Origin of the sequence: Methanocaldococcus bathoardescens, from assembly GCF_000739065.1 — an archaeon.
GTDB classification, from domain to species: Archaea; AGJL01; Methanococci; order Methanococcales; family Methanocaldococcaceae; genus Methanocaldococcus; species Methanocaldococcus bathoardescens.
Genome location: NZ_CP009149.1, coordinates 1,305,468 through 1,329,455, shown reverse-complemented (window position 1 = coordinate 1,329,455; position 23,988 = coordinate 1,305,468). Strand labels below are relative to the sequence as shown.

The 23,988-nt window shown below is 29.7% G+C and carries 29 protein-coding genes and 1 pseudogene; 18 read left to right on the top strand and 12 right to left on the bottom strand.

What is annotated here, in order from left to right:
- The first annotated feature begins 12 nt into the window (after positions 1-12).
- Positions 13-687, top strand: coding sequence for a hydrogenase nickel incorporation protein HypB (gene hypB, locus JH146_RS06965; protein WP_048202294.1), 675 nt, complete (start codon positions 13-15; stop codon positions 685-687).
- Here the strand turns inward: hypB and JH146_RS06960 are convergent.
- From JH146_RS06960 to trm14, 3 genes are all read right to left on the bottom strand, one after another.
- Positions 671-1,459: a sulfite exporter TauE/SafE family protein gene (locus tag JH146_RS06960; protein ID WP_048202293.1), complete on the bottom strand. Its 789-nt coding sequence runs from the start codon at positions 1,457-1,459 to the stop codon at positions 671-673. The genes hypB and JH146_RS06960 overlap by 17 nt on opposite strands.
- A 27-nt stretch (positions 1,460-1,486) precedes the next feature.
- Positions 1,487-2,290, bottom strand: coding sequence for a DUF63 family protein (locus JH146_RS06955; protein WP_048202292.1), 804 nt, complete (start codon positions 2,288-2,290; stop codon positions 1,487-1,489).
- Between the two features lie 104 nt (positions 2,291-2,394).
- On the bottom strand, positions 2,395-3,540 hold the full coding sequence (trm14, locus tag JH146_RS06950; protein ID WP_048202291.1) for a tRNA (guanine(6)-N2)-methyltransferase: 1,146 nt from the start codon (positions 3,538-3,540) through the stop codon (positions 2,395-2,397).
- Between the two features lie 92 nt (positions 3,541-3,632).
- Between trm14 and JH146_RS06945 the strand changes: the two genes are divergently transcribed.
- The 7 genes and pseudogenes from JH146_RS06945 (at position 3,633) to JH146_RS06915 (ending at position 7,649) form a co-directional block, all read left to right on the top strand.
- Positions 3,633-3,872, top strand: coding sequence for a DUF4040 domain-containing protein (locus tag JH146_RS06945; RefSeq protein WP_048202290.1), 240 nt, complete (start codon positions 3,633-3,635; stop codon positions 3,870-3,872).
- 76 nt (positions 3,873-3,948) lie between these two features.
- Positions 3,949-5,919 carry a tRNA guanosine(15) transglycosylase TgtA gene (gene tgtA / locus JH146_RS06940; RefSeq protein WP_173400835.1) on the top strand — a complete coding sequence of 657 codons (1,971 nt, stop codon included), beginning with the start codon at positions 3,949-3,951 and terminating at the stop codon, positions 5,917-5,919.
- Entirely contained in the window at positions 5,906-6,187 is a 282-nt protein-coding gene (locus JH146_RS06935; protein WP_048202289.1) for a nucleotidyltransferase family protein, read from the top strand. The genes tgtA and JH146_RS06935 overlap by 14 nt, the downstream gene beginning before the upstream one ends.
- Positions 6,184-6,492, top strand: a pseudogene (locus JH146_RS08730) (HepT-like ribonuclease domain-containing protein); the annotation flags it as partial. The gene JH146_RS06935 and the pseudogene JH146_RS08730, both read left to right, overlap by 4 nt.
- 15 nt (positions 6,493-6,507) lie before the next feature.
- Entirely contained in the window at positions 6,508-6,867 is a 360-nt protein-coding gene (locus tag JH146_RS08660; protein WP_153232505.1) for a gamma-glutamylcyclotransferase family protein, read from the top strand.
- Positions 6,868-6,876: 9 nt separating this feature from the next.
- Positions 6,877-7,113: a hypothetical protein gene (locus tag JH146_RS08655; protein WP_236953658.1), complete on the top strand. Its 237-nt coding sequence runs from the start codon at positions 6,877-6,879 to the stop codon at positions 7,111-7,113.
- 302 nt (positions 7,114-7,415) lie between these two features.
- A complete protein-coding gene (locus JH146_RS06915; protein ID WP_048202288.1) occupies positions 7,416-7,649 on the top strand; it encodes a class III signal peptide-containing protein in 234 nt (77 codons plus the stop codon).
- Positions 7,650-7,676: 27 nt separating this feature from the next.
- Here JH146_RS06915 and JH146_RS06910 read toward each other — a convergent pair whose 3' ends face one another.
- Positions 7,677-8,321: an IS6 family transposase gene (locus JH146_RS06910; RefSeq protein WP_048202286.1), complete on the bottom strand. Its 645-nt coding sequence runs from the start codon at positions 8,319-8,321 to the stop codon at positions 7,677-7,679.
- 157 nt (positions 8,322-8,478) lie between these two features.
- Here JH146_RS06910 and JH146_RS06905 point away from each other — a divergent pair, with 157 nt between their 5' ends.
- Entirely contained in the window at positions 8,479-8,718 is a 240-nt protein-coding gene (locus JH146_RS06905) for a class III signal peptide-containing protein (protein WP_081874484.1), read from the top strand.
- A gap of 186 nt (positions 8,719-8,904) precedes the next feature.
- On the top strand, positions 8,905-9,519 hold the full coding sequence (gene dcd, locus JH146_RS06900) for a dCTP deaminase (protein ID WP_048202285.1): 615 nt from the start codon (positions 8,905-8,907) through the stop codon (positions 9,517-9,519).
- Positions 9,520-9,525: 6 nt separating this feature from the next.
- On the opposite strand, the gene JH146_RS06895 is transcribed toward dcd, so the two are convergent.
- Together JH146_RS06895 and JH146_RS06890 are read right to left on the bottom strand one after the other, a co-directional pair.
- Entirely contained in the window at positions 9,526-9,987 is a 462-nt protein-coding gene (locus JH146_RS06895; protein ID WP_048202284.1) for an acylphosphatase, read from the bottom strand.
- Positions 9,988-10,105: 118 nt separating this feature from the next.
- Positions 10,106-11,290, bottom strand: coding sequence for an argininosuccinate synthase (locus JH146_RS06890; protein ID WP_048202283.1), 1,185 nt, complete (start codon positions 11,288-11,290; stop codon positions 10,106-10,108).
- A 153-nt stretch (positions 11,291-11,443) separates the two neighbouring features.
- Between JH146_RS06890 and JH146_RS06885 the strand changes: the two genes are divergently transcribed.
- From JH146_RS06885 to dapB, 4 genes are read left to right on the top strand one after another with little or no spacing between them, the layout of a single operon-like run.
- Positions 11,444-12,727, top strand: a complete 1,284-nt coding sequence (locus JH146_RS06885; protein ID WP_048202282.1) for a nucleotide sugar dehydrogenase — start codon at positions 11,444-11,446, stop codon at positions 12,725-12,727.
- Positions 12,720-13,190 carry a hypothetical protein gene (locus tag JH146_RS06880; protein WP_048202281.1) on the top strand — a complete coding sequence of 157 codons (471 nt, stop codon included), beginning with the start codon at positions 12,720-12,722 and terminating at the stop codon, positions 13,188-13,190. The genes JH146_RS06885 and JH146_RS06880 overlap by 8 nt, the downstream gene beginning before the upstream one ends.
- Before the next feature lie 2 nt (positions 13,191-13,192).
- Positions 13,193-13,729 (top strand): hypothetical protein, encoded by a 537-nt coding sequence (locus JH146_RS06875; RefSeq protein WP_048202280.1) that lies wholly within the window; start codon positions 13,193-13,195, stop codon positions 13,727-13,729.
- Positions 13,730-13,770: 41 nt separating this feature from the next.
- Positions 13,771-14,595: a 4-hydroxy-tetrahydrodipicolinate reductase gene (dapB, locus tag JH146_RS06870; RefSeq protein ID WP_048202279.1), complete on the top strand. Its 825-nt coding sequence runs from the start codon at positions 13,771-13,773 to the stop codon at positions 14,593-14,595.
- A 207-nt stretch (positions 14,596-14,802) separates the two neighbouring features.
- Here the strand turns inward: dapB and JH146_RS06865 are convergent, their stop codons facing one another.
- Genes JH146_RS06865 through JH146_RS06850 form a run of 4 tightly spaced genes read right to left on the bottom strand, consistent with a single transcriptional unit; the run spans position 14,803 to position 18,782 of the window.
- Positions 14,803-15,888: an SPOUT family RNA methylase gene (locus JH146_RS06865; RefSeq protein ID WP_048202278.1), complete on the bottom strand. Its 1,086-nt coding sequence runs from the start codon at positions 15,886-15,888 to the stop codon at positions 14,803-14,805.
- Between the two features lie 2 nt (positions 15,889-15,890).
- On the bottom strand, positions 15,891-17,015 hold the full coding sequence (locus tag JH146_RS06860; protein WP_081874483.1) for a hypothetical protein: 1,125 nt from the start codon (positions 17,013-17,015) through the stop codon (positions 15,891-15,893).
- On the bottom strand, positions 16,976-18,040 hold the full coding sequence (locus JH146_RS06855; RefSeq protein WP_048202277.1) for an oligosaccharide repeat unit polymerase family protein: 1,065 nt from the start codon (positions 18,038-18,040) through the stop codon (positions 16,976-16,978). Before JH146_RS06855 ends, JH146_RS06860 begins: the two co-directional genes overlap by 40 nt.
- Positions 18,018-18,782 carry a TrmB family transcriptional regulator sugar-binding domain-containing protein gene (locus JH146_RS06850; RefSeq protein ID WP_048202276.1) on the bottom strand — a complete coding sequence of 255 codons (765 nt, stop codon included), beginning with the start codon at positions 18,780-18,782 and terminating at the stop codon, positions 18,018-18,020. The genes JH146_RS06855 and JH146_RS06850 overlap by 23 nt, the downstream gene beginning before the upstream one ends.
- A 115-nt stretch (positions 18,783-18,897) precedes the next feature.
- Between JH146_RS06850 and JH146_RS06845 the strand changes: the two genes are divergently transcribed.
- Positions 18,898-19,611 (top strand): PHP domain-containing protein, encoded by a 714-nt coding sequence (locus JH146_RS06845; protein ID WP_048202275.1) that lies wholly within the window; start codon positions 18,898-18,900, stop codon positions 19,609-19,611.
- Between the two features lie 15 nt (positions 19,612-19,626).
- Here the strand turns inward: JH146_RS06845 and JH146_RS06840 are convergent, their stop codons facing one another.
- Positions 19,627-20,199 carry a zinc ribbon domain-containing protein gene (locus JH146_RS06840; protein WP_048202274.1) on the bottom strand — a complete coding sequence of 191 codons (573 nt, stop codon included), beginning with the start codon at positions 20,197-20,199 and terminating at the stop codon, positions 19,627-19,629.
- Positions 20,200-20,226: 27 nt separating this feature from the next.
- Positions 20,227-20,715 (bottom strand): hypothetical protein, encoded by a 489-nt coding sequence (locus tag JH146_RS06835; protein ID WP_173400834.1) that lies wholly within the window; start codon positions 20,713-20,715, stop codon positions 20,227-20,229.
- A 130-nt stretch (positions 20,716-20,845) separates the two neighbouring features.
- On the opposite strand from JH146_RS06835, the gene JH146_RS06830 reads away from it, so the two are divergent.
- From JH146_RS06830 to JH146_RS06820, 3 genes are all read left to right on the top strand, one after another.
- Entirely contained in the window at positions 20,846-22,018 is a 1,173-nt protein-coding gene (locus JH146_RS06830) for an RNA ligase (protein WP_048202273.1), read from the top strand.
- Between the two features lie 84 nt (positions 22,019-22,102).
- The gene (locus JH146_RS06825) at positions 22,103-22,873 is read left to right on the top strand and encodes an ABC transporter permease (protein ID WP_081874504.1); all 771 of its coding nucleotides are present in this window, start codon (positions 22,103-22,105) and stop codon (positions 22,871-22,873) included.
- Between the two features lie 347 nt (positions 22,874-23,220).
- Positions 23,221-23,988 carry an ABC transporter ATP-binding protein gene (locus JH146_RS06820; protein ID WP_048202271.1) on the top strand — a complete coding sequence of 256 codons (768 nt, stop codon included), beginning with the start codon at positions 23,221-23,223 and terminating at the stop codon, positions 23,986-23,988.

The following is a 23,988-nucleotide window of genomic DNA, read 5'->3' as shown; positions in this document are numbered from 1 at the left end:
TTGGTGATGAATATGCATATTGTAGGAGTTTTAGATATTGCTAAAGATATATTAAAAGCAAATAAAAGATTGGCAGATAAAAACAGAAAACTCTTAAATAAACATGGTGTCGTTGCATTTGATTTTATGGGAGCTATAGGGAGCGGTAAAACCCTATTAATTGAAAAATTAATTGATAATTTAAAAGATAAGTATAAAATAGCTTGCATTGCTGGAGATGTTATAGCAAAATTTGACGCTGAAAGAATGGAGAAGCATGGAGCCAAGGTTGTTCCTTTAAATACTGGTAAAGAATGCCACTTAGATGCTCATTTAGTAGGGCATGCTTTGGAGGATTTAAACTTAGATGAAATTGATTTATTATTTATAGAGAACGTTGGAAATTTAATCTGCCCTGCTGATTTTGATTTGGGAAGTCATAAAAGGATAGTGGTTGTTTCAACAACTGAAGGAGATGATACAATAGAAAAACATCCCGGAATTATGAAAACAGCTGATTTAATAATAATCAATAAAATTGATTTGGCAGAAGCTGTTGGAGCTGATATTAAAAAGATGGAAAATGATGCTAAAAAAATAAATCCAGAGGTAGAAGTTATTTTATTAAGTTTAAAGACGATGGAAGGATTTGATAAGGTTTTAGAGTTTATTGAAAAGAGTATTAAAGAAGTTAAGGAGACAGCATAACTAATCCCATTATTCCCAACATAACACTAAGTATAATTCTTAGATATTTTGGAGAAATCTTTTGATTTATCTTTATTCCTAATTTTGAAGAGTAAATTATAGGAATTGCCATAATTAAAGCTATTGGGATTGAGACGTAGCCAATATTGTAGATATAGTTTTTTGTATCTGCCATTAAATATGAAATGAGCCCCCCAATGGAAGTTAGAGGAATAACACCAACTGAAATTGCAACAGCTCTTTTAACAGGATATTTTGCCATTGCTAAAATTGGGATTATAACTATCCCCCCACCAATCCCAAATAAGCCTGATAAAAAACCAGTAATAATTCCACAAAAAATAAAGTGAGCTAAGTTATCTTCCCTTTCATAAATTTTATCAATATGATGTGATTTTGCTAAATATACTGCAGTTGATATTAAAAAAATTCCAAATATCTTTTTTAAAACATAAGAATCAATATAATTAACTACCAAAAACCCACTAAAGTATGAAAAAATTAAGCTAATAATTCCAATTATTATTGATGCCTTCCAATTTATATTTTTAATTTTTGCATGTCTAAAGATTGAGATTATTGAGTTTATGAATACAACAAATAATGATGTCCCTATAGCAAATTTTATTCCATCTGGAATGCCAAAATAATCAAAAATAAACGTTAAAATTGGAGCTACCAAAAATCCCCCGCCAATACCAAACAAACTCCCCAATATCCCAATAATGAACCCAACAGATATAAGCAAAGGTAGAAATAATATAAATTTCATTTAATTCACCAAAAATTTTATAAACATTTATACGCCCATAACCGTTCTAAATAAATTCCTAAGTCCTGGAGCTAATCCAAGAGCCATTATACAGAGCTTTATAATATTTCTTATATTTTCATCTTCAATCTCTCTATTTAAAACATAAAGAACCAATAAAACCACCAAAAGCTTAAAAGGGATGAAAGAATAAACTCCAAAGGTTTCCATTAAAAATCTTGGGATTGGATGTTGCTCCCAATAGCCGTAAATACCAATTCCAATAGTTGTTGCAGAAGCATCAATCAACTGCCCAATTACAACATAATTATCAATCTTTGACTGCAAGATATTTAATTTTAAGTTTTTATCAAGAAACTTAACCAAATAATAAAATGTCCCTACTAAAATCCCAACATATAAAATTGCTTCCAAATGAACTATATGCTGTAAAAATACAAAGAGAAAATACAACAATGGAATTACCCCAATAATTGCAGATGCTTTATAATATTTTTCCTTAAAGATTAATCCCGTAATTAAAATCGTTGCTATAAAAAATCCACCAATTAAAAATACAATTCCTGGAGTTATGGTTAAAAAACTTCTTTCTATATATCCACAATCAACTAAAGCCCTCATCAAGGCAATTAAAACGGTAAAAACAATTCCAGGAATTGCAAATTTCTCATCAATATTTATATTTAACTTCCTTAAAGCTTTATAAAATAAATATAAAGCCAAAGCTAAGATAATTCCATAGGTTATTTCTTGGATTAGGTTGTAGCCTGTTCCTTTCTCAGCAGGTTCAATATAATACTTATAAATAAAATCTCTTATTTTTTCAATCATCATTTCCCTCAATTATTTCATTAATAACCAAATATTCCTCAATACTTCCGGTATGAATGGAGAAACTACAATCAAAACAACTAAGATTTTTATCCACCCTAAAATTATAAAGTTAGATAAAATACCTTTGTCATTAGACCACCAAACATAACATCGAACTCATCCTTAATCTCAAAGTTATTCTTTATTACTGCATCTTTAAACATCTTTTCTTCAGCAGTTATAACTATTAGCCTTGAAGAACCATGCATAACTTTTTTTACAGAGGATAAAAATTCATTGTATAGCTTTTTTACTGCTCTTTTGCTACCCATTCTTATACCATAAGGTGGATTTGCTATAATTACATCAACACTATCAAATCTCTCATGCAATTTTGTAGCATCCCCACAAATAAAATCAATAGTATCTAAAACCTCAGCATTTTTAGCATTTTCTTTAGCCCCATCTAAATATTTTTGATTTTTATCCAATCCAATTATCTTATAGTTATTTTTATTCTCAGCAATCTCTTTTTTTGTTTTATTTAAAAGCTCATAACCAAAAATATCAATAAACTTAAATCCATATTTTTCCTCTCTAAACTTTCCCGGTGGAATGTTTCTTTTAATTAACGCCCCCTCTATTGGAATAGTTCCACTTCCACACATTGGGTCTAATAAAATCTCATCATCTTTCCAAACACTTAAATAAACCAATGATGAGGCAATAGTAGCATTTAAATGTGCTGGATGATTAAAAACTCTATATCCTCTCTTATCTAATGCAATATCTCCTGTTGTATCAATCCCAACAATTAACTCATCAAATATAACCTCAACCCTAACAATTACATCTGGTTCATCTAAATTAACCTTCAACCTTACATTTTTATCTTTTTGATATGATTTTATTAAAGCTTCTCCAGCCACTCTTCCAATATCTATTGATGTAAAGTTATGCTCACCAACTCTCAATGGGCGGATGGCAAAAGATTGATTTTCTTTTATCCACTCAGTCCAATCAATGTTATAAACTCTCTCATAAATATCATCTAAAGATATATTTGGAATCTCTTCTCTATACAGCAAAATATTCAATCTCTCTATAGTTCTTGAAAGATAGTTAATTTTAGGAATTAATTCTAAATCACCACTAAAAAATATCCTTCCCTTATTTTCTCTAATCTCTTTAATTTTTCCTTCAAAGGATTCAATCTCATTTTTAGATATTTTTTCAAGCCCCGGAGATAGTGTAACATAGTAATCCATAAAAATCCCTCGTCTTTTATTTAAGTGTAGAATTTTTTATATTGGTTATATGATAAGTTATACTTATGAATTAAATTTGTAGGGTGAGCCAAATGGAAATCATACACTACATAGTTATAATAATGACATTGTTATCAAGTTTAGCTTCCCTCTTACAAAAAGATTTAATTAAATGCATTATATTATCTGGCTTTGCTGGTTTATGTATGGCTTATTTATACTATGCATTATTAGCCCCAGATGTAGCTTTAACAGAAGCAATATTAGGTGGAGCTATTTTACCAGCTTTATTTGCCTTCACAGTTAGAAGAACTCAGAGAATAGATGAGTAATCAAAATTCTAAAAATTAACTAAACTTTAAATTTTTAATAAAAACATGAAAAACAAGTTTGGAGTGTTGTGATAAAATGATGACTTTTGAAATAAAACACAGAGATGCTATGGGAAGGATAGGGATTTTAAATATAAATGGCAAAAAGATTGAAACCCCAACAATAATGCCTGTTATCCACCCAAATCCAAAAAAACAGATTGTATCAATGGATTTAATAAACAAATTGGCAGATGTTATTATTACAAATTCATACATAACTTATAGAACAAAACATTTAAGAGAGATTGCCGAAGAAAAAGGGATTCACAAATTAATTGGGTTTGATAAAGTAATTGTTACGGATAGTGGTTCTTTTCAGTTGGGAGTTTATGGGGATGTTGATGTTCAACCATTAGAAATTGTAGAGTTTCAAGAAAGAATTGGAGTAGATGTTGGAACAATATTGGACATTCCAACACCACCAGATGTTGATAGAGAGAGGGCTGAAAAGGAATTGGAAGAAACTTTAAAGAGAGCTAAAGCATCAATAGAATTGAAAAAAGAGAAAGGATTTAAATTATTATTAAATGGAACTGTTCAGGGTTCAACTTATTTAGATTTGAGGCAAAAATCTGCTAAAGAGATGGCTAAGTTGGGCTTTGATATCTATCCAATAGGAGCTGTTGTTCCATTGATGGAGCAATACAGATACAGAGATGTTGCTGAAATCATAATAAACTCAAAGATGTATCTGCCAACAAACAAGCCAGTGCATTTATTTGGTTGTGGGCATCCAATGTTCTTTGCTTTAGCTGTTGCTTTAGGATGTGATTTGTTCGATTCTGCCGCTTATGCCTTATATGCTAAAGATGACAGATATTTAACTGAGAGAGGGACTTTACACTTAGAAGAGATTAAAGATTTAAAGGCATTTCCTTGCTCATGTCCTGTTTGCTCAAGTTATACACCAAAAGAGTTGGCAAGCTTAAATAAAAAAGATAGAGAAAGATTATTGGCAGAACACAACCTATATGTAACTTTTGAAGAGATAAATAGAATAAAACAGGCAATAAGAGATGGAAGCTTATGGGAATTGGTTGAAGAAAGGTGTAGATGTCATCCAAAGCTTTTGGAAGGTTATAGGGTTGTTAGAAAATATATGGATTATATAGAGAAATTTGACCCAATAACTAAAAAATCTGCCTTCTTTTACTCTGGCATTGAGTCAATGTATAGACCAGAGGTTTTAAGGCATAAGAAGAGATTAAAGAGAATAAAATACGAAAAAGTTTATATAACAACCGTATCAAGCTCTGTAGAAAAGCCATATCATGAGAATTTAAATGTAGTAGAGACAGATGTTGATATCTTAATTAAAGACCCCGTGTTTGGATTTATCCCATACTACATAGACACCATCTACCCACTATCTCAACATGAAATTCCTGAGCTTTTTGATTATGAAAAGGAGATTAATAAAAAGTTTGTTGATGAATTCATCAACTGGCTAAAGAAAAAAGTTGGAGAAGACAATATATTGGATATAATGACCTACAACTACTACATAAATTACTTCTCTGCTACCAAAAAAATCAATGCTGATGCTTTGAGGATTAGGAAGATGTTACAGTATCAGTATGGTTTTGATATAATTGATGATGAGCTAATGGATAAAATAAAAGTTGTTAGAAGTAAAACTACTGGTAGATTAAGGCAGGTTTTAGATGAAAACGGAGATATTTTATTCTCAGTTAGAAGTAATGATAATCTCTTAATACCTTCTGAAAAGGGAGCTAAGCTATTATGGAAAAAAATTCCTTTCCCAAGATACAGAGTTGTTGTTAATAAAGAGGCAGAGGAATTTGCAAGAGAGGGGAGAAATGTTTTTGCCAAATTTGTTATTGATTGTGATGAAGAATTAAGACCTTATGAAGAAGTTTTGGTTGTTAATGAAAATGATGAGCTCTTAGCTTACGGAACAACAATTTTAAATGGTATTGAGTTGAGAGAATTCAATTATGGATTGGCTGTTAAAGTAAGAGGTGGAATTAATGAACATCAATGAAATTAAAAGAAAAATTATTCCAATTCTATTAAAACACAAAGTTAAGAAAGCATCAATATTTGGTAGTTATGTTAGAGGAGAGCAGAAAGAAACTTCCGATATAGATATTTTAGTAGAATTTGGAGAAGGGAAAAGTTTATTAGATTTAGTTAGACTAAAGTATGAACTTGAGGAAGTTTTAGGAAAAGAAGTTGATGTATTAACCTACAAATCAATACATCCACTTTTAAAAGAGAAAATTTTAAATGAAGCGGTGGATATATTATGAAAAAAGATGTGAAAATTTTCCTAAATCATATTTTAGAGAGTATTGAACTTATTGAAGAATACACTAAAGATAAAAGTGAGGATGATTTCTTTACTTCTAAATTTTTACAGGATGCGGTCATTAGAAGGATAGAAATTATTGGAGAGGCGATTAAAAACTTGCCTATGGAATTTAGAAATAAATACAACCAAATCCCATGGAAAGAATTTGCTGGGATGAGGGATATTTTAATTCACAAATATTTTGGAGTAGATTTAGGATTAACTTGGGAAGTTGTTAAAAAGGATATTCCTAAATTAAAAGAAGATATTTTGAAGATAATTAATGAATTAAAAGAAAAAGAATGGAACTTAAATAAAAACAAAAAATATAACGTATTTGCTTATGGGGAATTGATGAAAAAAGAGAGATTATTGGAATTAATAAATAGAGTCCCAAAGATGATTAAAGGGAGAGTTTATAATTATGAGAGGTTTTTTGATGAAACAATTGGATATTATGGAGCAAGAAAAAAAGAGGGAAGTTATATTGGTGGTATTATATTATTAGATATTACTGACGAAGAATTAGAGATTTTTGATGATTATGAGGATTTAGATGTTTATTATATTAGAGAGAAAACAACTGCTGTAGGTGAAGATGGGAAAAAATATGATGTTTATATTTATTTAAGGAAATAGGGGATTTTTATGAATGCAAAAGAAATCTTAGAGTTAGTTGAAGAAAGTTATACATCAGAAGATATTGCCTATAAAAACAAAGTTTATCTTATTTCTTATTTTTTAAGTTCTATAATTTTTGTTTTAATTCATATATCTATAAAATACTGGAACTTTAATATCCTTTATATAATATCCTTGCTGATAATTGTTGGGGGTATGTTGATTATTAGACAAAAAAACATCTACAAAAAACATCATTTTTAAAAAATTGGAAAAGTGGGTTTTATAGAAACAAGAAAAATCTATAATACATGGAAAGATTAAAACTATAATTAAAATAACTGACAAAGGCAGAGTAGAATTCAAAAATTATATATATTACGAAATTTTACAACTATCAAAAAATATAGAACATTAATTTTATTACCTCTATAATTATTAAATTTTTTGTAATTATTATTAATTTTATTAATTAAGCTTTATTAATAGTATAGAATTTAATATTTTAATTTTTATATTCATAATTTTTATATTCACTACTTTAGATATATTTGGAGTTGTCCAATATGAAAACAGTAAGAAAAAAACTGCTACCCAATAGAGGACAAATATCAATAGAATTTAGCATCTTAGTGACTGCTACTGTTTTAGTTTCAATAATTACTGCATATTTTATCATAGTATCTGCAAAAGATTTAGGTTATGGTGTAGATGAAAGTGGAGAAAAAGCAGAAAAATTTATAAATGTTACCAACAACAAATCCTCCCATTACATAAAATTGTTAAATAACTCGATATAATCAAACCTGTAGATTAATTGGAAACTGTCAAGTTATCGATAGTATCCAGTTATAGAACATCATGAAGCTCTTTATCCAACTAATAACCGTATCGAACTTACTATTATTAGGGAATCTATTAAAGAATGCTTTTGTTCTTCGTTTAAGCAGTGAGAAGAAGCTTTCTACACAATTTCTCAGTCCGAATCGGACTCTTTCAAATTTTAAGCCCAACTTCTGCAACGCCCACGGATACCATCTCCCACCATCAACCAAAATTTTAGGCTTATTCGAGCAAAATTTTAATATACTCCTAATGAATAATATAGTATCGAGGTAATTTCTTGTCTCTGATATATAAACTCCCAAGCATTCCTTCGATTTAACGTCAATAGCAGACCATACGTAAATAGTCCTATCTCCAAATTTTAGTTTAGTCTCGTCTATTGCAATTAGGTTTCTTACACCCCTCTTAGGTTCGTTTAAGACTTCTTTAATCTTGTGATAATAAACTCTAACTGACTCGTGGCTTATACTTTCGAATTGGGAGAGAAATAAACTCGTCTTCCTCAACGATAACCCGAGATAGTATAAAAGCCCTGCTAAGATTTTAACTTCTATCGACTTCCTATTCCTCTTAAAAAGCTTCTTCTCTTTGATTCTCTCCTTTATAATCTCTATCGTGAGTCTCATATTTTATTATTTTTTATCGATATATTAATAAAAGTTTAACTTGACAGTCTCGTGCAAAAAATCAAAAAGTATATATAATCTCACATCTAAAATTGGTTATGTAGGTTCAAATGTTGGTAGTTATAATATTTTTTGATAATACTAATGGGTGGTTATAATGAAACTCTTAAAGAAATTGATGTCAAATAAAGGACAGTTGTCAATGGAAGTTGGAGTTTTGGTTGCAGCTGCTGTATTGGTAGCAATAATTGCAGGTTATTACTATGTAAAAAATGCTGGAACAGCTGCTAAAACAGCTGGAAAACAGGCTGAGAACTTTACAAAAACTTTAAACGAGACAGCAAATGACTACACAGAGGAATTACAAACTGTAACTAATAACCTTGGTCCAGAATAATCACTTCAGATAATTTTTATTAATTTTTTATTTTTATTGTTAATATTATCAGAATATTTAAATATATAGTTATAAAACTATAAAGAAAATTTAAAAATTAATGATACATATGTTTTAAATATTCAACAAATAAATATAAAGCTCTTCAAAATTAATTCTTCTTCAAAATAACTTCTGGTGAAGGCAATGATTTTAAGTGATAAGGATATTCTTAAATTAATAGACGAAAATAAATTAATAATAGAACCATTTAATAGAGAGTTTTTAGGTCCTTCATCTTATGACGTAACCTTAGGAGATGAATTTATAATCTACGATGACGAAGTTTATGATTTATCAAAAGAGCTAAATTACAAAAGAATAAAAATAAAAAACTCTATTTTAGTTTGCCCTTTAAATTACAATTTAACTGAAGAAAAAATTAACTATTTTAAAGAAAAATATAAAGTTGATTACGTTGTTGAAGGAGGAGTTTTAGGAACAACAAATGAATATATAGAGCTCCCTAAAGATATTACTTCATTTTATCAAGGTAGAAGTAGCTTAGGGAGAGTATTTTTAACTTCTCACCAAACCGCTGGCTTTATTGATGCTGGCTTTAAAGGAAAGATTACTTTAGAAATTGTTGCACATGATAAGCCAGTTATTTTATATCCAAATATGAGAATTGGACAATTGATATTTTTTAAATTACATTCTCCTGCTGAAGTTGGATATTGCGAAAAAAAGAACTCAAAATATGCTTATCAAAAAAGTGTCATGCCCTCATTGATTTATAATGATTTTAGTGTAAAAAAATAGAGAGAGTTAAAGCTTATTCTCTAATATTTCAGCTATTTTACCTAATTTTCCAACGATTTTTGACTGTGTATCTTTTATTTCCAGCAATATCTTTTTATGTTCTACCAACTCTCCAAAAATCAACTTGATGTATTTAACTCCTTCATCAAGCTTTTTATTTAACTCTAAAATATCATCTGACGATAACCTGCTAATGCCTTCTGGAAACTCAATATAGGCGTTTAACTCCCTCTCCTCTATCCTTTCAATTTTAATTAAATTATCCTCATCCTCTAAATCCTTTATAAATTCCTTAAATAACTGCTTTTTCCTTTCACTTGGAAAATTAACTAAAATCCTAACAGTCCCATCTTTGTGATTATAAACTATTCCACTAATGCCCAAACCTCTTCCAATATTTTCAATCCTATCCCTAAATCCAACATGTTGGACTTTTCCATAAATGATGAGTTCATAAGTAGTAGCCATTGGAATCACCATAAAAATATTTTTAAATTTTAGTGGTTTATATATTTAATTCTTTTACTAAAAATTGCAATCTTGATTAACTTAAAATTTAAAAAACAAAAAATAGAATTATAAAAGCTTATTTTTTCTTTCTCATCTCATACAACATTGCCTGTAATCCATGATACTTAACCATTCCTGCAAGTTCATTCTGGTCAATCTCTTTTTCATCAAATGAAACTAATTCTTTGCTATATAATGCATAAGGGCTATCTCTACCAACAACTCTTGCAGTACCTCCAAATAACTTAACTTTCACAGTTCCTGTAACTCTTTCTTGAGTTTTGTCAATAAATGCGTCTAAATCCTCTCTTAATGGGTCAAACCATAATCCTTTATAAATTAACTCACCATATAAGCTATCAACAATCTCCTTAAATCTAAGTTCATCTCTTGTTAAAACTAATTGCTCTAAAGCTTTGTGAGCAGTTAATAATAAAACAGCCCCTGGACATTCATAGTTTTCTCTTGATTTTAATCCAATAATTCTATCCTCTATGATATCTATTCTTCCAACACCATGCTTTCCAGCAATTTCATTTGCCTTCTTTATAAGTTCAACTGGTTCTAATTTCTCTCCATTTATAGCCACAGGAACTCCTTCTTTAAATTCAATCTCAACAATCTCCTCCTCTTTATCTTCAACTGGATTTTTAGTCCATGAATATATCTCTTCTGGTGGGACAAAGTCAGGGTTTTCTAACTCACTACCTTCAATACTCCTTCCCCATAAGTTCTCATCTATACTGTATTTTTTACTTTCAGTTGGAATTGGAATTCCTTTTTCTTTTGCATACTCAATTTCTTCAGCCCTTGTTAAGTTTAAATCCCTAATTGGTGCAATAATTTTCAAATGTGGGGCTTTAATTCTTATGGTTGTTTCAAATCTAAATTGGTCATTACCTTTTCCAGTACATCCATGAGCTACTGCTTCAGCCCCAACTTCTTCAGCAATTTCAACAACCTTATGGGCAATTAAAGGTCTTGCTAATGCTGTTGATAACGGATAACCTTCATACATCGCATTAGCTTTTATAGCTCTAAATATGTAATCTTTAACAAACTCTTCTTTTGCATCTATTGTGTAGTGCTTTAAAACTCCCAATTTTTTAGCTTTTTCTTCAACTTCTTTTATTTCTTCTTCTGGCTGTCCAACATCTACACAGACAGAAACTACCTTATAACCATACTTATCCTCTAATAATTTTAAGCAGCAGCTTGTATCTAACCCTCCAGAATACGCTAAGACAGCTATTCTTTCCATAACAATCCCTCACAAAATATTTTATACTTTGTAGTGGTATACTATAAAATCTAAGGTTTTTGTATTTTATGCTTACTAATTATGGAATATATATAGCTCACCTTTGAAACAAAAAATATTGTGATAGCTCAAAATTAAAAATTTGGGGATAAAATGATAAAAGTAGAGAAAAATGGTAATGGGAAAAGGATATGTGTAATTGGTTTAGGATATATTGGCTTACCAACGGCTTCAATGTTAGCAATACATGGATTTGATGTTATTGGTGTAGATATAAATGAAAAAAGAGTAAAAGAAATTAAAGAATTAAATTTCAAAACAACAGAGAAAGATTTAATGACTTTAGTTAAAGGAGCTATAAACTCTGGAAATTTAAAAGTGCAGACAAAACCAGATAAGGCGGATGTTTTTATTATTTGTGTTCCAACACCATGTGTTGAAAATAAAGGAGAAAAGAAATGTGATTTAAGCTATCTAAATAAAGCTATTGAAAACATAAAACCATATCTTGAAAATGGAAATCTAATTATCATAGAAAGCACAATTCCCCCAGGAACAACCGATGAAATTTATAAAAAATTATCAAAAGATAAAAAGATTTATTTAGCCCATTGCCCAGAAAGAGTTTTGCCGGGAAATATATTGAAAGAGCTCGTTGAAAATGATAGAGTTATTGGTGGTGTTGATGAGAAATCTGCTGAGATGGCTAAAGAGATTTACGAAACCTTTGTTACTGGAAAGATATATCTAACTGATGCCAAAACAGCAGAGATGGTTAAGTTAATGGAAAATACATATAGAGATGTTAATATCGCCTTAGCTAACGAATTTGCAAAAATATGTGAGGAGATTGGTATTAACGTTTGGGAAGCGATAGAATTAGCTAACAAACATCCAAGAGTTAATATTTTAAAACCAGGTCCTGGAGTTGGAGGACATTGTATAAGCATAGACCCATGGTTTATTGTAGAAAAGTCAAAAAACGCCAAGCTTATAAAAACTGCAAGAGAGTTGAATGATTCCATGCCATTATTTGTTGTTGAAAAGATAAAAAATATTATTAAAAAAGATAATGGAAAAGTGGCAATATTTGGAGTAACATACAAAGGAAATGTAGATGACACAAGGGAAAGTCCGGCTGAAAAAGTAGTTGGTAAATTAATAGATGAAGGATTTGAAGTTAAATGCTATGATAAATATGCGAGAGATTTTATCTTCCCATTATGTAGTTTAGATGAAGCTGTTGATGGAGCTGATATCATTGTTGTATTGGCTGAGCATGATGAATATAAAAATTTTAATGAAGAGGGTATAAAAAATATTGCATTAAAGGTAAAAAATAAATTAATCCTTGATACTAAAAATATAATAAATAGAGAATTGTGGGAGAAAGGGGGATTTAAAGTTTATGTCTTAGGTGATGGAAAGAATGTATAACCTAAATAACACATACTTAAAAGAGTGTATTCATTTTTTAGACAGTTGTATAAATGCATTAAAAGAATTTGATTTAAGAACCTTTGTGTCGAGATTTTATTACGGAATGTTATATTTATTGAATGCATTTGAATTTTATATTAGAGAAAATATAGAAGATTGGCATAATAAAGAGAGGTATGCAAACTTTAGTAAAAAGATTAGAAACTTTTTAATGGACTTAAAATTGTATAGGCATGCATCAGATTACATTTTATCCACGAGATTAGAACATGGAAAGCATTATGAGGAACATTGGGAAGAGTTTAAGGAGAGTTATTTGAAACTAAAATTTTTTCACTACTTGCATATATTAAGGCAAGAGCTGTATAGCTACAGATATAATCAACTCATAGCAATTATTATTGAAAAGCTTGAAATTATTGAAAAGCTCTTAAAGCTCTATATAATGTTAGAGGAATAAATATGAAAAATCTAATAAAAATATTAAAGCAATTTGGCATTTCTAATGAATATTTAAAGATTTTAGATGTAGAACTTGATGGAGATAGATATATAACCATCCTAATCCCTACAACCCTAGATTGGATTGAAGAAGAAGAGATAGAGGAAACATTAGAGGACATTTTAAAAAATGTGAGGGTTAAGATTTCACGAATGCCATTAAACAAATTTATTAAGATTTATTTAGAGAAGAATGTTAAAAATAAAGCGTATGGAGAAAATATTGAAAATGTTGAAATAGAAGAAGAAAACTATGCTTTATATATTGATTGGAAGAACAAAAAAATAATTATTCATAAGTTTAATGGAAAAAATCCCATAAAAGAGAGTTGTAAGCTATCATCAAATTGGGAAACGATGTGGGGAATTTGGGTCTTAGGATTTGAAAGTAAAGAGAAAGCTAAGGAATTTGCTGAAAACCTTGCAGATGAAATCTATAAATATTACGAAATCGATTTTGATATTGAGGAGCATAAAAGATGTTTAGAAGATAATTAACTTAAAATTAAGAAAAAATTAAGAAAAATATAGGTGATGGCATGATTAAAGTAGCAGTTACAGGAGCTTTAGGTAGAATGGGAAGTAATATAATTAAAACTATATGTCAGCAAGAGGATATGGAAGTTGTTTGTGCCTTTGAAGTTCCAAATCACCCAAAAAAAGGAGAAGATGTTGGTGAATTAATTGGAATTGGAAAAATTGGAGTTCCATTATCAACTGCGGATGAGTTAGATAAAGTTTTAAAAGAAACAAAGCCAGATGTGTTGGTTGATTTTACTATAGCCCATGCATGTGTTGAAAATGTCAAAATTGCTGCTAAAAATGGAGTTAATTTAGTTATTGGGACTACTGGTTTCACTGAAGAGCAGAAGACAGAGATTGAAAAAGCGATAAAAGAAAATAAAGTTGCTGCTGTAATATCTCAAAACTTTGCAATAGGGGTTAATATATTCTTCAAAACTTTAGAATTTTTGGCAAAGAAATTAGGAGATTATGATATTGAGATTGTGGAAATGCATCATAGGCATAAAAAGGATGCCCCTTCTGGAACCGCTTTAAGAGCTGCTGAGATTATAAAAGCTAATAGAAGTGTTGATAGTGTATTTGTTTTTGGTAGAAAGGGAATGACTGGAGAGAGAAAGAAGGAAGAGATTGGGATACATGCACTAAGAGGGGGAGATGTAGTAGGAGACCACACCGTCATATTCGCTGGAGACGGAGAGAGGATAGAAATAACCCATAGAGCAAGTAGTAGGCAAGCATTTGTAAATGGAGTTATATTAGCTATAAGGTTTGTTGCTGACAAAAAAGAAGGTATTTACAATACATTTGATGTTTTAGGGTTAAATGAAATTAAGTTTTAAAAATTTTAAAATTATTTTATTATAAAACTTTTTATACCACCAAAAATTTTAAATAATAGATAAGGTTAAAATAAAATAGCGTTTAAATTATGTTATAATAGTTAATCACTGTTTTTAACCCTGCCTCAAAGTAGGTAGGGTGTATATTTTTACTGCACCCCATAGTGGGTGCGGTGCAACCTATTAAAATAAATTTAAAGACTAAAGCTATTCGTCATTTGAGTTAGATTCTGTTTTTTCTTCTTCAGAACTATTTTCTAAGTCTTCTCCACTATAAACACCCCATAGTGCAATTAAAGCTGCTGGAATAGCATGTTCAGTAGCGAATGTCATATGTGGAGCTAAATCTAATATATAGTCAGCAAACCTAAACAATCCTCTTGGAATTCCTTCTCTTGAACCACAAAATACAATAATTTCTCTCTTTTTTCTTAAATCATAAGCCAATTTATCCTTAATTTTTGACAACTCATCTCCTTTTGGGTCAGTAATTATTAGCAACCTATTATCTCTTCTCTTATCTCTAACAACCTGATACAAATCTTGAACAGTTACCGGAACTAACTTAATCTCAAATGGATATGCCCTTTTTTGAATCTCATATCTTGAATGTTGCCCAATCTTAACTCCTTTAATAAATTCCATCAACTCATAGGCATCTACTTTCTCTTTTGGTGCTATAATTAATTCCTTAACTTCAAATCCTTGAGCTGCTCTTCCAATAGCCTCTCCAAACCTTTTACAAACAATTTTTTCTCCTAAATAAGGCATCTGCACAATGACAACTTTTCTAAATAATTCTCTTGCATTTCTCTTTTCTTTAGTATATTTTTTGAATTTTTCCCCAGGGGTTATTGATACATAAGTTTTATTTTTAAACACTTCAACATGAACAACCTTATCTGGATTGTTTAAATCAACTGAAGCATTTGTTAAATCTTTAATCTTAGCTCCCAAAACAATATTTACATCTGTTGAGCTAAAATCATGTTTTCCTCTTTTTTTAGTTTCAACGGCAAAAGTTTCATCCTCTTTTATATAATCTTTAATCTTCTCAGCTAAATTAACTATTTTATCAAACTCTGTCTCTGTTTCAAAATAAACTCTTAAAACTCTCTCAACTTCAGGAATCTCTAAGATTTTATCTTCTATATCTTCATCATGTTCAACTATAACAATTCCTTGATAACCATCAGGAGAAACAGTATATTTAAAATCACCAATAATTTCTTTTAAATTATTCACAACGATATTTTCAAAACCTTTTTGAGTTTTTATAATATATTTCGCCATTATTATCCCTCTTTAATTGATTTTAATCTTGCATTTGCGTAAAATAATAAAGATAAGACTACCAAAAATCCATAATTTATACCTATCTCACAATAAGCCAATAATAAAGAAGCGTATATTGCATAGAGCTTTTTATCTCCCTCATATATAAATTTTGATACAGCCCCCAATAATATAGCAAATAAAATTCCAAAAATCCCAAAATCAAGATATATCGTTCCAAATAAAGTTGTTGTAATATTATGTTTATAATTAAACAACAACTCACCTATAAGCTGTTCTCCGTTGGGGATTAAAGTGATTTTTCCAAACGTCATTATATTGCTCTCAATAATTTTGCTAAGAACATACAAATCAAAATAAGCTCTATAACATAAAAGCTCTATTGGATTTAGTTTCCAACTTTGGTTAGATGACAATAAAATAATTTTTCCCATAATTCCTAAAAAAATTAACAATCCAAATACTGATAGAACCATATACTTAAATGACATTTCTTTATATCTATATACAAGGTAGGTAATAAAAAGCATTAAAACTCCTGCTTTATAGCCCAACAATACCAAAATTACAAATGCAACTATAAAATAAATTTTATTCTCAATGCCCGCATAAATTAAAGCCCCCATGGATACTAATCTTAATGGCTCTGAATTAATAGCCATCCTTACGTTGTAATTTAGTATGGGTATTGCTCCATAAATTAAAACTATCAAAATAAACGCAGTAATTCCAATAACAAACAAAATATTTGTAAATATCTTTTTTTTATAAAATTTAACAAAGAGTTCTGCAATTATAAGGACAAATAATAAATAAACAATAGAAAGTACTAATGAATGCGTAATTTTAAAAGCTCCAAATATTGATAAAGAAGATAGCAGAAGAAATGAAATATATAAAAGACATCCATTAAATTTAATTTGCATAGGAAAAAGAAATGGTAAAGAAAACCCTGCAATAAAAATTGATAAAACTCCTAAAATTTTAAGCAAAGGATATAATCCAATATCATCTAAATACGGTAGAGCTAATATAAAAATTATCAAATGCCCAATTATAACAATAGGTACTGGATGAAACAAATCTATCTTTTTAATTTTCTCAATAATATTACATATATGCATAATATCAACCCAAAGAAATAATAGAGAATTACATCTAAATCTAAAATCCCGCTCTCAATTCCTATAAGTGTATAGGCAAATAATATTCCATAAATTCCCAAATAAACTCCTCTAAAATCTTTTGCCAATTTATAAAAAAATCCTAAAAATATCCCCAACATCCCAAAGTATGGAATTATAGCCAAAGTTCCATAATCTCCAACAATTGCCCCAACTATTGTTGGTGTAATGCTAACGCTATAAATCCCTAACGTTTTAGCTATAACGGTTCTCGCTCCATTACACAGCCCAAAATACGAAAATATTGCTGCATAGTGTATGTAGCCATTAAAAACCCCATTAAAATTATTGAATATTATATCATAGACGCTCATAGTTAATGTTATTCTTGATGTAATTGGATTTCCTTCTACTCTCAAAGCATATAATCTCAATATTGACAATCCCAACAAAATAACAAAGACAAGAATGCCATATTTCAAAATCTCTCTGTTAGATATTTTATTTTTATAGTAGAGAATTGCACCGACAGAAATTAACAAAACTAATACATTTGTCCTATATCCAAGAAGCATAATTAGTATTGAAAATATAATCGTATAAAATAAAACTTTTTTCTTATCAATATCGGAAGAAGCTACTACAATTGCCCAACCTACTAAAAATAGATGTGATAATGTTGTAAAATATACATTTAAAAATTTTCTTGATAATGGATTAAATAAAGGGACATCCTTTACCCAAATTAAATCAGAGATAACTGCTATTAATCCAACTATCATTAAAAAAATTCCAAAATTATAATGTTTCTTTAAGTTTATTTTTAAATTCTCCTTATCTATGCAAATTAAATAATATAACCTTTTACCAGCAATAAAAGATATATAAAAGAATATTGCTGAAAATAAAAATATAACTGCTGAATTTATTGAAATGTCTGAAAATATTAAATAAATGCAAGATAATATAACAAATACATGATGAAGCTCAATCTTTCTCATGTTATCCCAATGTAACAATGGCATATTTTTCCTTTATTTTGGTAGGTATTTCATCTATCGAATTATTTACCACAACATAGACAGTTAGTTTTGATGTTGATATATTTGAAGCTCCCATACATTTATCAAGATTTTTTAATGTATTCAAATGGATTTTTCCATTAATTATAATTCCATACTCAACAAAATATAGTTCTAAACCTTTTTTAATATCAACATCAAGATTGTTTATAATCCTCTGTCTCCCAGCTGGCGTATATGTTTTTGAATCAACTCCCATACTACCCTCAACTATAACATCAACAATATTCAACCCACTAAAGTTTTTTGTTGTGTTTTCTATTTCATTTGCAATATCTCTGAATGACTTTCCTTCTATTGGATCTAATTCATAAAATATTATTGACTTTCCAATTGGATGCAATATTATTTTTTTTGCAGCTATATCTTCCTGATAAGCTAATTCTCCCCCAATAGTTATTGGTGTTCCATTATATATTGCATATAACGTTCCCCCTTTTGCATCGTATATCACAACCTCTTCATTGAAAGGTTTTTTAGATAGCGTCCATTTTCCAATGACAGTGGCGTTTAAAGGAAAATTTTTATTCAAAATTTTTTCACATACCCATGCACATTTATACATCTGGTTTCCATCAAACTCATAATCATTTCCATTATTACTATAAAATTTATATGCCAAGGATATAGAAGTTATTAATATAGACAATATAACAACTACTTCGAGTATGCCAATTTTTTTCATAATTATCACCAAATCATAAAAGTATTAGTAATTTATGAGTAAAACTTAAATTAATAGATTGTCTTAATGAATCTTAAAATTCTAAAAATTCTTATAAATAGTATCGGGGACATCAATGAAAGTAGATTTACATGTTCATTCTATAGTAAGTAAATGTTCTTTAAATCCAAGAAGCTTCTTAGAAAAATTTTGTATAAAGAGAAATATTATCCCAGCGATTTGTGACCACAATAAGCTAACTAAACTAAATTTTGCGATACCCGGGGAAGAAATAGCAACAAATAGGGGAGAATTTATTGGTTTATTTTTAAATGAAGAAATTCCTCCAAACTTAGATTTGTATGAAGCATTAGATAGAGTTAGAGAGCAAGGGGCTTTGATTTATCTTCCACACCCTTTTGATATGAGTAGAAGAAGAAGTTTAGCAAAATTTAATGTGTTAGAGGAGAAAGAGTTTTTGAAATATGTTCATATTGTCGAAGTTTTTAATAGCAGATGCCGTAGCATAGAGCCAAATTTAAAAGCTTTGGAATATGCTGAAAAATACGACTTTGCAATGGCTTTTGGAAGCGATGCACACTTTATTTGGGAAGTTGGAAACGCCTATACAAAATTTAGTGAGCTAAATATAGAAAAACCTGATGATTTATCACCAAAAGAGTTTTTAAATTTATTAGAAATAAAAACTAAAGAGTTATTAAAGGCAAAATCTAATTTACTAAAAAATCCGTGGAAAACAAGATGGCATTTTGGAAAGTTGGGAAGTAAATACAATATTGCAGTATATAGCAAAGTTGTTAAAAAAGTCAGGAAAGGATTGAATATTTAAATTATTTATTATGTATTATGGCTTTCTTTTAAGTCTATAACCACAGTATGGACATATAAGCCATTCAGGCTGTACAGGTCTTTTACAGTTTGGACATCTTAAAACTTCTTCTTCCTCTTCTTTTAACTTTGTACCACAGTGAGCACAGAATTTCCAAGAATCTGAAATGTAATTATTACAGTTCTTACATCTTTCTATTTCTTCCTCAAATGTCATATTTTTAATTTCAGCCCCACAGTTGGTACAATAACCCCATCCTAAGTCAATTGGAGAGTTACAGGAATTACAAAGTGGAACAAACGTTGAAAATTTAGCACCTAATGCTTTTTTAACTTTTTCAAGGGTTATCATTGCTTCTCTTCTTAGAATCTCATCAGGGTCGTATTCAATTATCTGATTTAATAATGTAATTATCTCATTCAATGTTACTTTGTCATAAGCATCTAAGTATAAAATTGCCTCTGGTCTAGTTTCAGCAATCTCTTGCAATTTTCTTAATGTAACCAATTTTGTAGCAGGTACTGAACTTCTTAATCCTGAAACTATACTCATTTTTTCTTCATCAGTTAAAGGAACTACTCGAACCATATTATCACCATAGTTATATTATAGCATTTATTCATTTACTGGCAATCTGTCATTAATCCAAATATCCCCCAAAGATTTTAGCTTATTAAAGTAATATAACACTGCAGAAGGTAGTTCCTTTTCTGAAGCATTCAAAAACCCAGACAGCTCAGCATCCCTTCTCTTTATCTTAAATTTATAATATGGCTGGAGCCCTCCTCCTCCTGCGTAGTAGCAGATAATTTGCACTTCATCAACATCAGTATTTTTAAAAACATAATATGTTATTGCTCCAATATCTTTTTTACTATCTGCATCTAAGTCAGATGCACTACTTCTTGGCCCAATCTTTGTCTTTACTTGATACACTATGGCTGTCTTTACACCGTTTATTGTCCTATTCTCAATCTTTACTACATCATATTCTTTATACAAAACATCGGGGTATTTTTTTGGAAGGATTACCATACAACCACTCATTACCAAGCTAATTAAGGTAAAAATTACAACCACACTCATTATTCCAAATCGTCTCATTCTTATCCCACTTTTTAGTAAATATTTTTAGGTTAAAACAACTAATATTAATTTTGTAACTAAAGTTATTTATAACTTTAGCATATTATCAAAGCATTTCAGATTTATAGAATACATGGGGTTGATAGTTATGCAAGTTTCAACATACGATTTAGATAAAATAGCGGAAAAACTCAATTTATCTATAAAAGATTTGGATAAAGCTTTTAAAAAGAAAATTTTAAGGGAAGATGAATATAAAGAACAAAAACACTTATTATTCAAAAAAGAATTTAAAGGGGTAGAGAAGGGGACAGTTATATTTTTAAATGATAATCTTGATGTTGTTAGAGGTTATCCAAAGACATATAGAGCTATAACTCTCTATCCAACAATAAAAAAGCACTTTATTGATAAAGTTGTTGTTGAAGAAAAATTGAACGGCTATAATATAAGAATAGTTAAAATAGATGGCGAAGTTTATGCATTAACAAGAAGTGGATATATCTGCCCATTCACAACAAAAAAAGTTAAAAAATTCTTAAATTTAGAGATTTTAGATGATTATAATGAATACATGCTATGTGGGGAGATGATTGGTTTAAACAACCCTTACACTCCTTATTATTATAAGGAAGTTGATAGAGGTTATGAAAATTTAGGATTTTATATATTTGACATAAAAGAGAGGGAAACTAACAAATCCCTGCCAGTAAAAGAGAGAATAAAGTTATGTGAAAAATATAACTTGCCTCATGTTAAGCCCTTAGCTATTGTTGATAAGGATGAAGCCCACATACATGTAAGAAAAATTATTGAAGAGTTAAATAAAGAAGGGAGGGAGGGTGTTGTTTTAAAAGACCCTGACATGGCTATTTCCCCTATAAAATACACAACTCACTACACTCAATGTGAAGATTTAAAATCAGCATTTACATTTTTCTTTGATTTAGGTATTGACTTTATATTTAGTAGAATTGTGAGAGAAGGATTTATGAGTTATGAGTTTAAAGAAACTCTTGAAGAAAGAAAAAAGAGGGCTAAAGATTTAGGGGAAGCAATTTTATCCCCAATGGTTGAAACAATTAATAAAGTAGCTAATGGAGAGAGAGTTTCTGAAGATTTTGAGCTAATATTTGATAGTGAAGAGGATTTTGATGAGTTTTTAGATTTTATGAGAAAGATGAAGATGGTTATAACAATAAAAAATGTTGAAGAAATTAATACTGATGAAGGAGTTAAAATTAAGGCGTTAATTGGAAAGATTTACAATAAAACTAACGACAAAATTATTAGCTATTTAAATGGAACACTTTGGGAATAACAAAATTTAAATACTTCATAGTATTTTTAAAGTTTTGTTAAATTATGAGACAAGAGATGAATCAAAAAGGGGATATGTGTGAAGATAAGTTCGAGAGATATAATACTAAAAGTAGCTCTTCCAATAGGTGTCGTCATTGCATGGGAAATTTTAGCTATATATCTAAATAAACCTGTTATCTTGCCAAAAGTTGAGGCAGTTATTAACGTTCTAATTCATCCATTTGAAGGAATTTTAGGAACTGGAAGTTTAATAGACAATACAATAATTAGCATAAAGAGAGTTTTAGGTGGTTTTTTATTAGCCTCAATTGTAGCAATACCTTTAGGAATATTGATGGGATATTATAGAACAATAAACAGCTTATGCGATACTTTAATTGAACTATTAAGACCAATTCCACCATTAGCTTGGGTTCCTCTATCATTGGCATGGTTTGGACTTGGAGAGATGTCAATGATATTTATAATATTCATTGGAGCGTTCTTCCCAATATTAATAAACACCATATCCGGAGTTAAAGGAGTTCCTACCCCATTAATTGAAGCGGCTTTAACATTAGGAGCTAAAGGTAGAGATATTTTAATAAAAGTTGTTATCCCTGCATCATCTCCAAGTATTTTAACTGGACTTAGAGTTGGAGCAGGTATAGCATGGATGTGTGTTGTTGCTGCTGAAATGCTACCATCAAGTAATGCTGGTTTAGGTTATCTAATTATGTATGCCTATTCATTAAGTAGAATGGATGTTGTTATTGCCTGTATGATAATTATTGGATTAATTGGGCTTATATTAGACAGAGGGCTAAGATATATTGAAGACAAGTATTTCGTATGGAGAAAAATGATGAAATAGAATGAAATAATTAAGGCATCATTAAAAGACATATATTGGACATTAATTGCCTCTGAAAGAGGCAACTTATAACCAATTATCAAAGGAAGATATTATTTACTAAGGAATATTTAGAAGCCCTTTGGGCTTCTATAAGTGCCTTATTTAATTTAAAATCTTTGATAATTGGTTAATGGACGTGTGGTATCCGCAACCATAGGGCTTCGCCCTATTGGTATACCCAAAAAACTCTAAGTTACACCTCCGAGCGAAGCGAGGAGGTGTTATATTTTGGTGAAGCTTTTACTAAAAGGTTCATACCAATAGGAGGTTTCCTCCTATGGTCTAAGAAATAAAAAAGGGATAGGATGAAAGTGAAGCTGAAAGTTGAAAATCTAACAAAAATTTTTGAATTTAATGGAAATAGAGTTAAAGCATTAGATAATATTAATTTAGAGGTTTATGAGAATGAATTTTTAACAGTTATGGGTCCGAGTGGTTGTGGAAAAACAACATTACTAAGGATTATAGCCGGTTTAGATTATCCAACTAAAGGAAAAGTTTTGTTGGATGGAAAAGAAGTTAAGGGACCAGGAGCTGATAGAGGAGTTGTATTTCAGCAATATACATTAATGCCTTGGAGAACTGTTTTAAAAAACGTTACATTTGGTTTAGAGTTAAAAGGTATTCCAAAAAAAGAAAGAATAGAGATTGCTAAAAAATTCATTAAAATGGTTGGATTAGAAGGGTTTGAAGATGCTTATCCTTATCAATTAAGTGGAGGGATGCAGCAAAGAGTTGCGATAGCGAGAACTTTAGCCAACGACCCAGAGATTGTTTTAATGGATGAGCCGTTTGCAGCATTAGATGCCCAAACAAGAAACATCTTACAGAATGAGCTATTGAAAATATGGCAAAAGGAGAAAAAGACGGTGTTTTTCGTCACCCATAGCGTTGATGAGGCAGTTTATCTTTCAGATAGAGTTGTTGTATTAACCGCAAGACCTGGGAGGATAAAAGAGATTGTTGAAATTGATTTGGAAAGGCCAAGAGATAGAACAAGTATAGAATTTCTTGAATATAGAAAAAAAATATTAAATATATTGAAGGATGAAGTCTTAAAATCTCTAAAATAA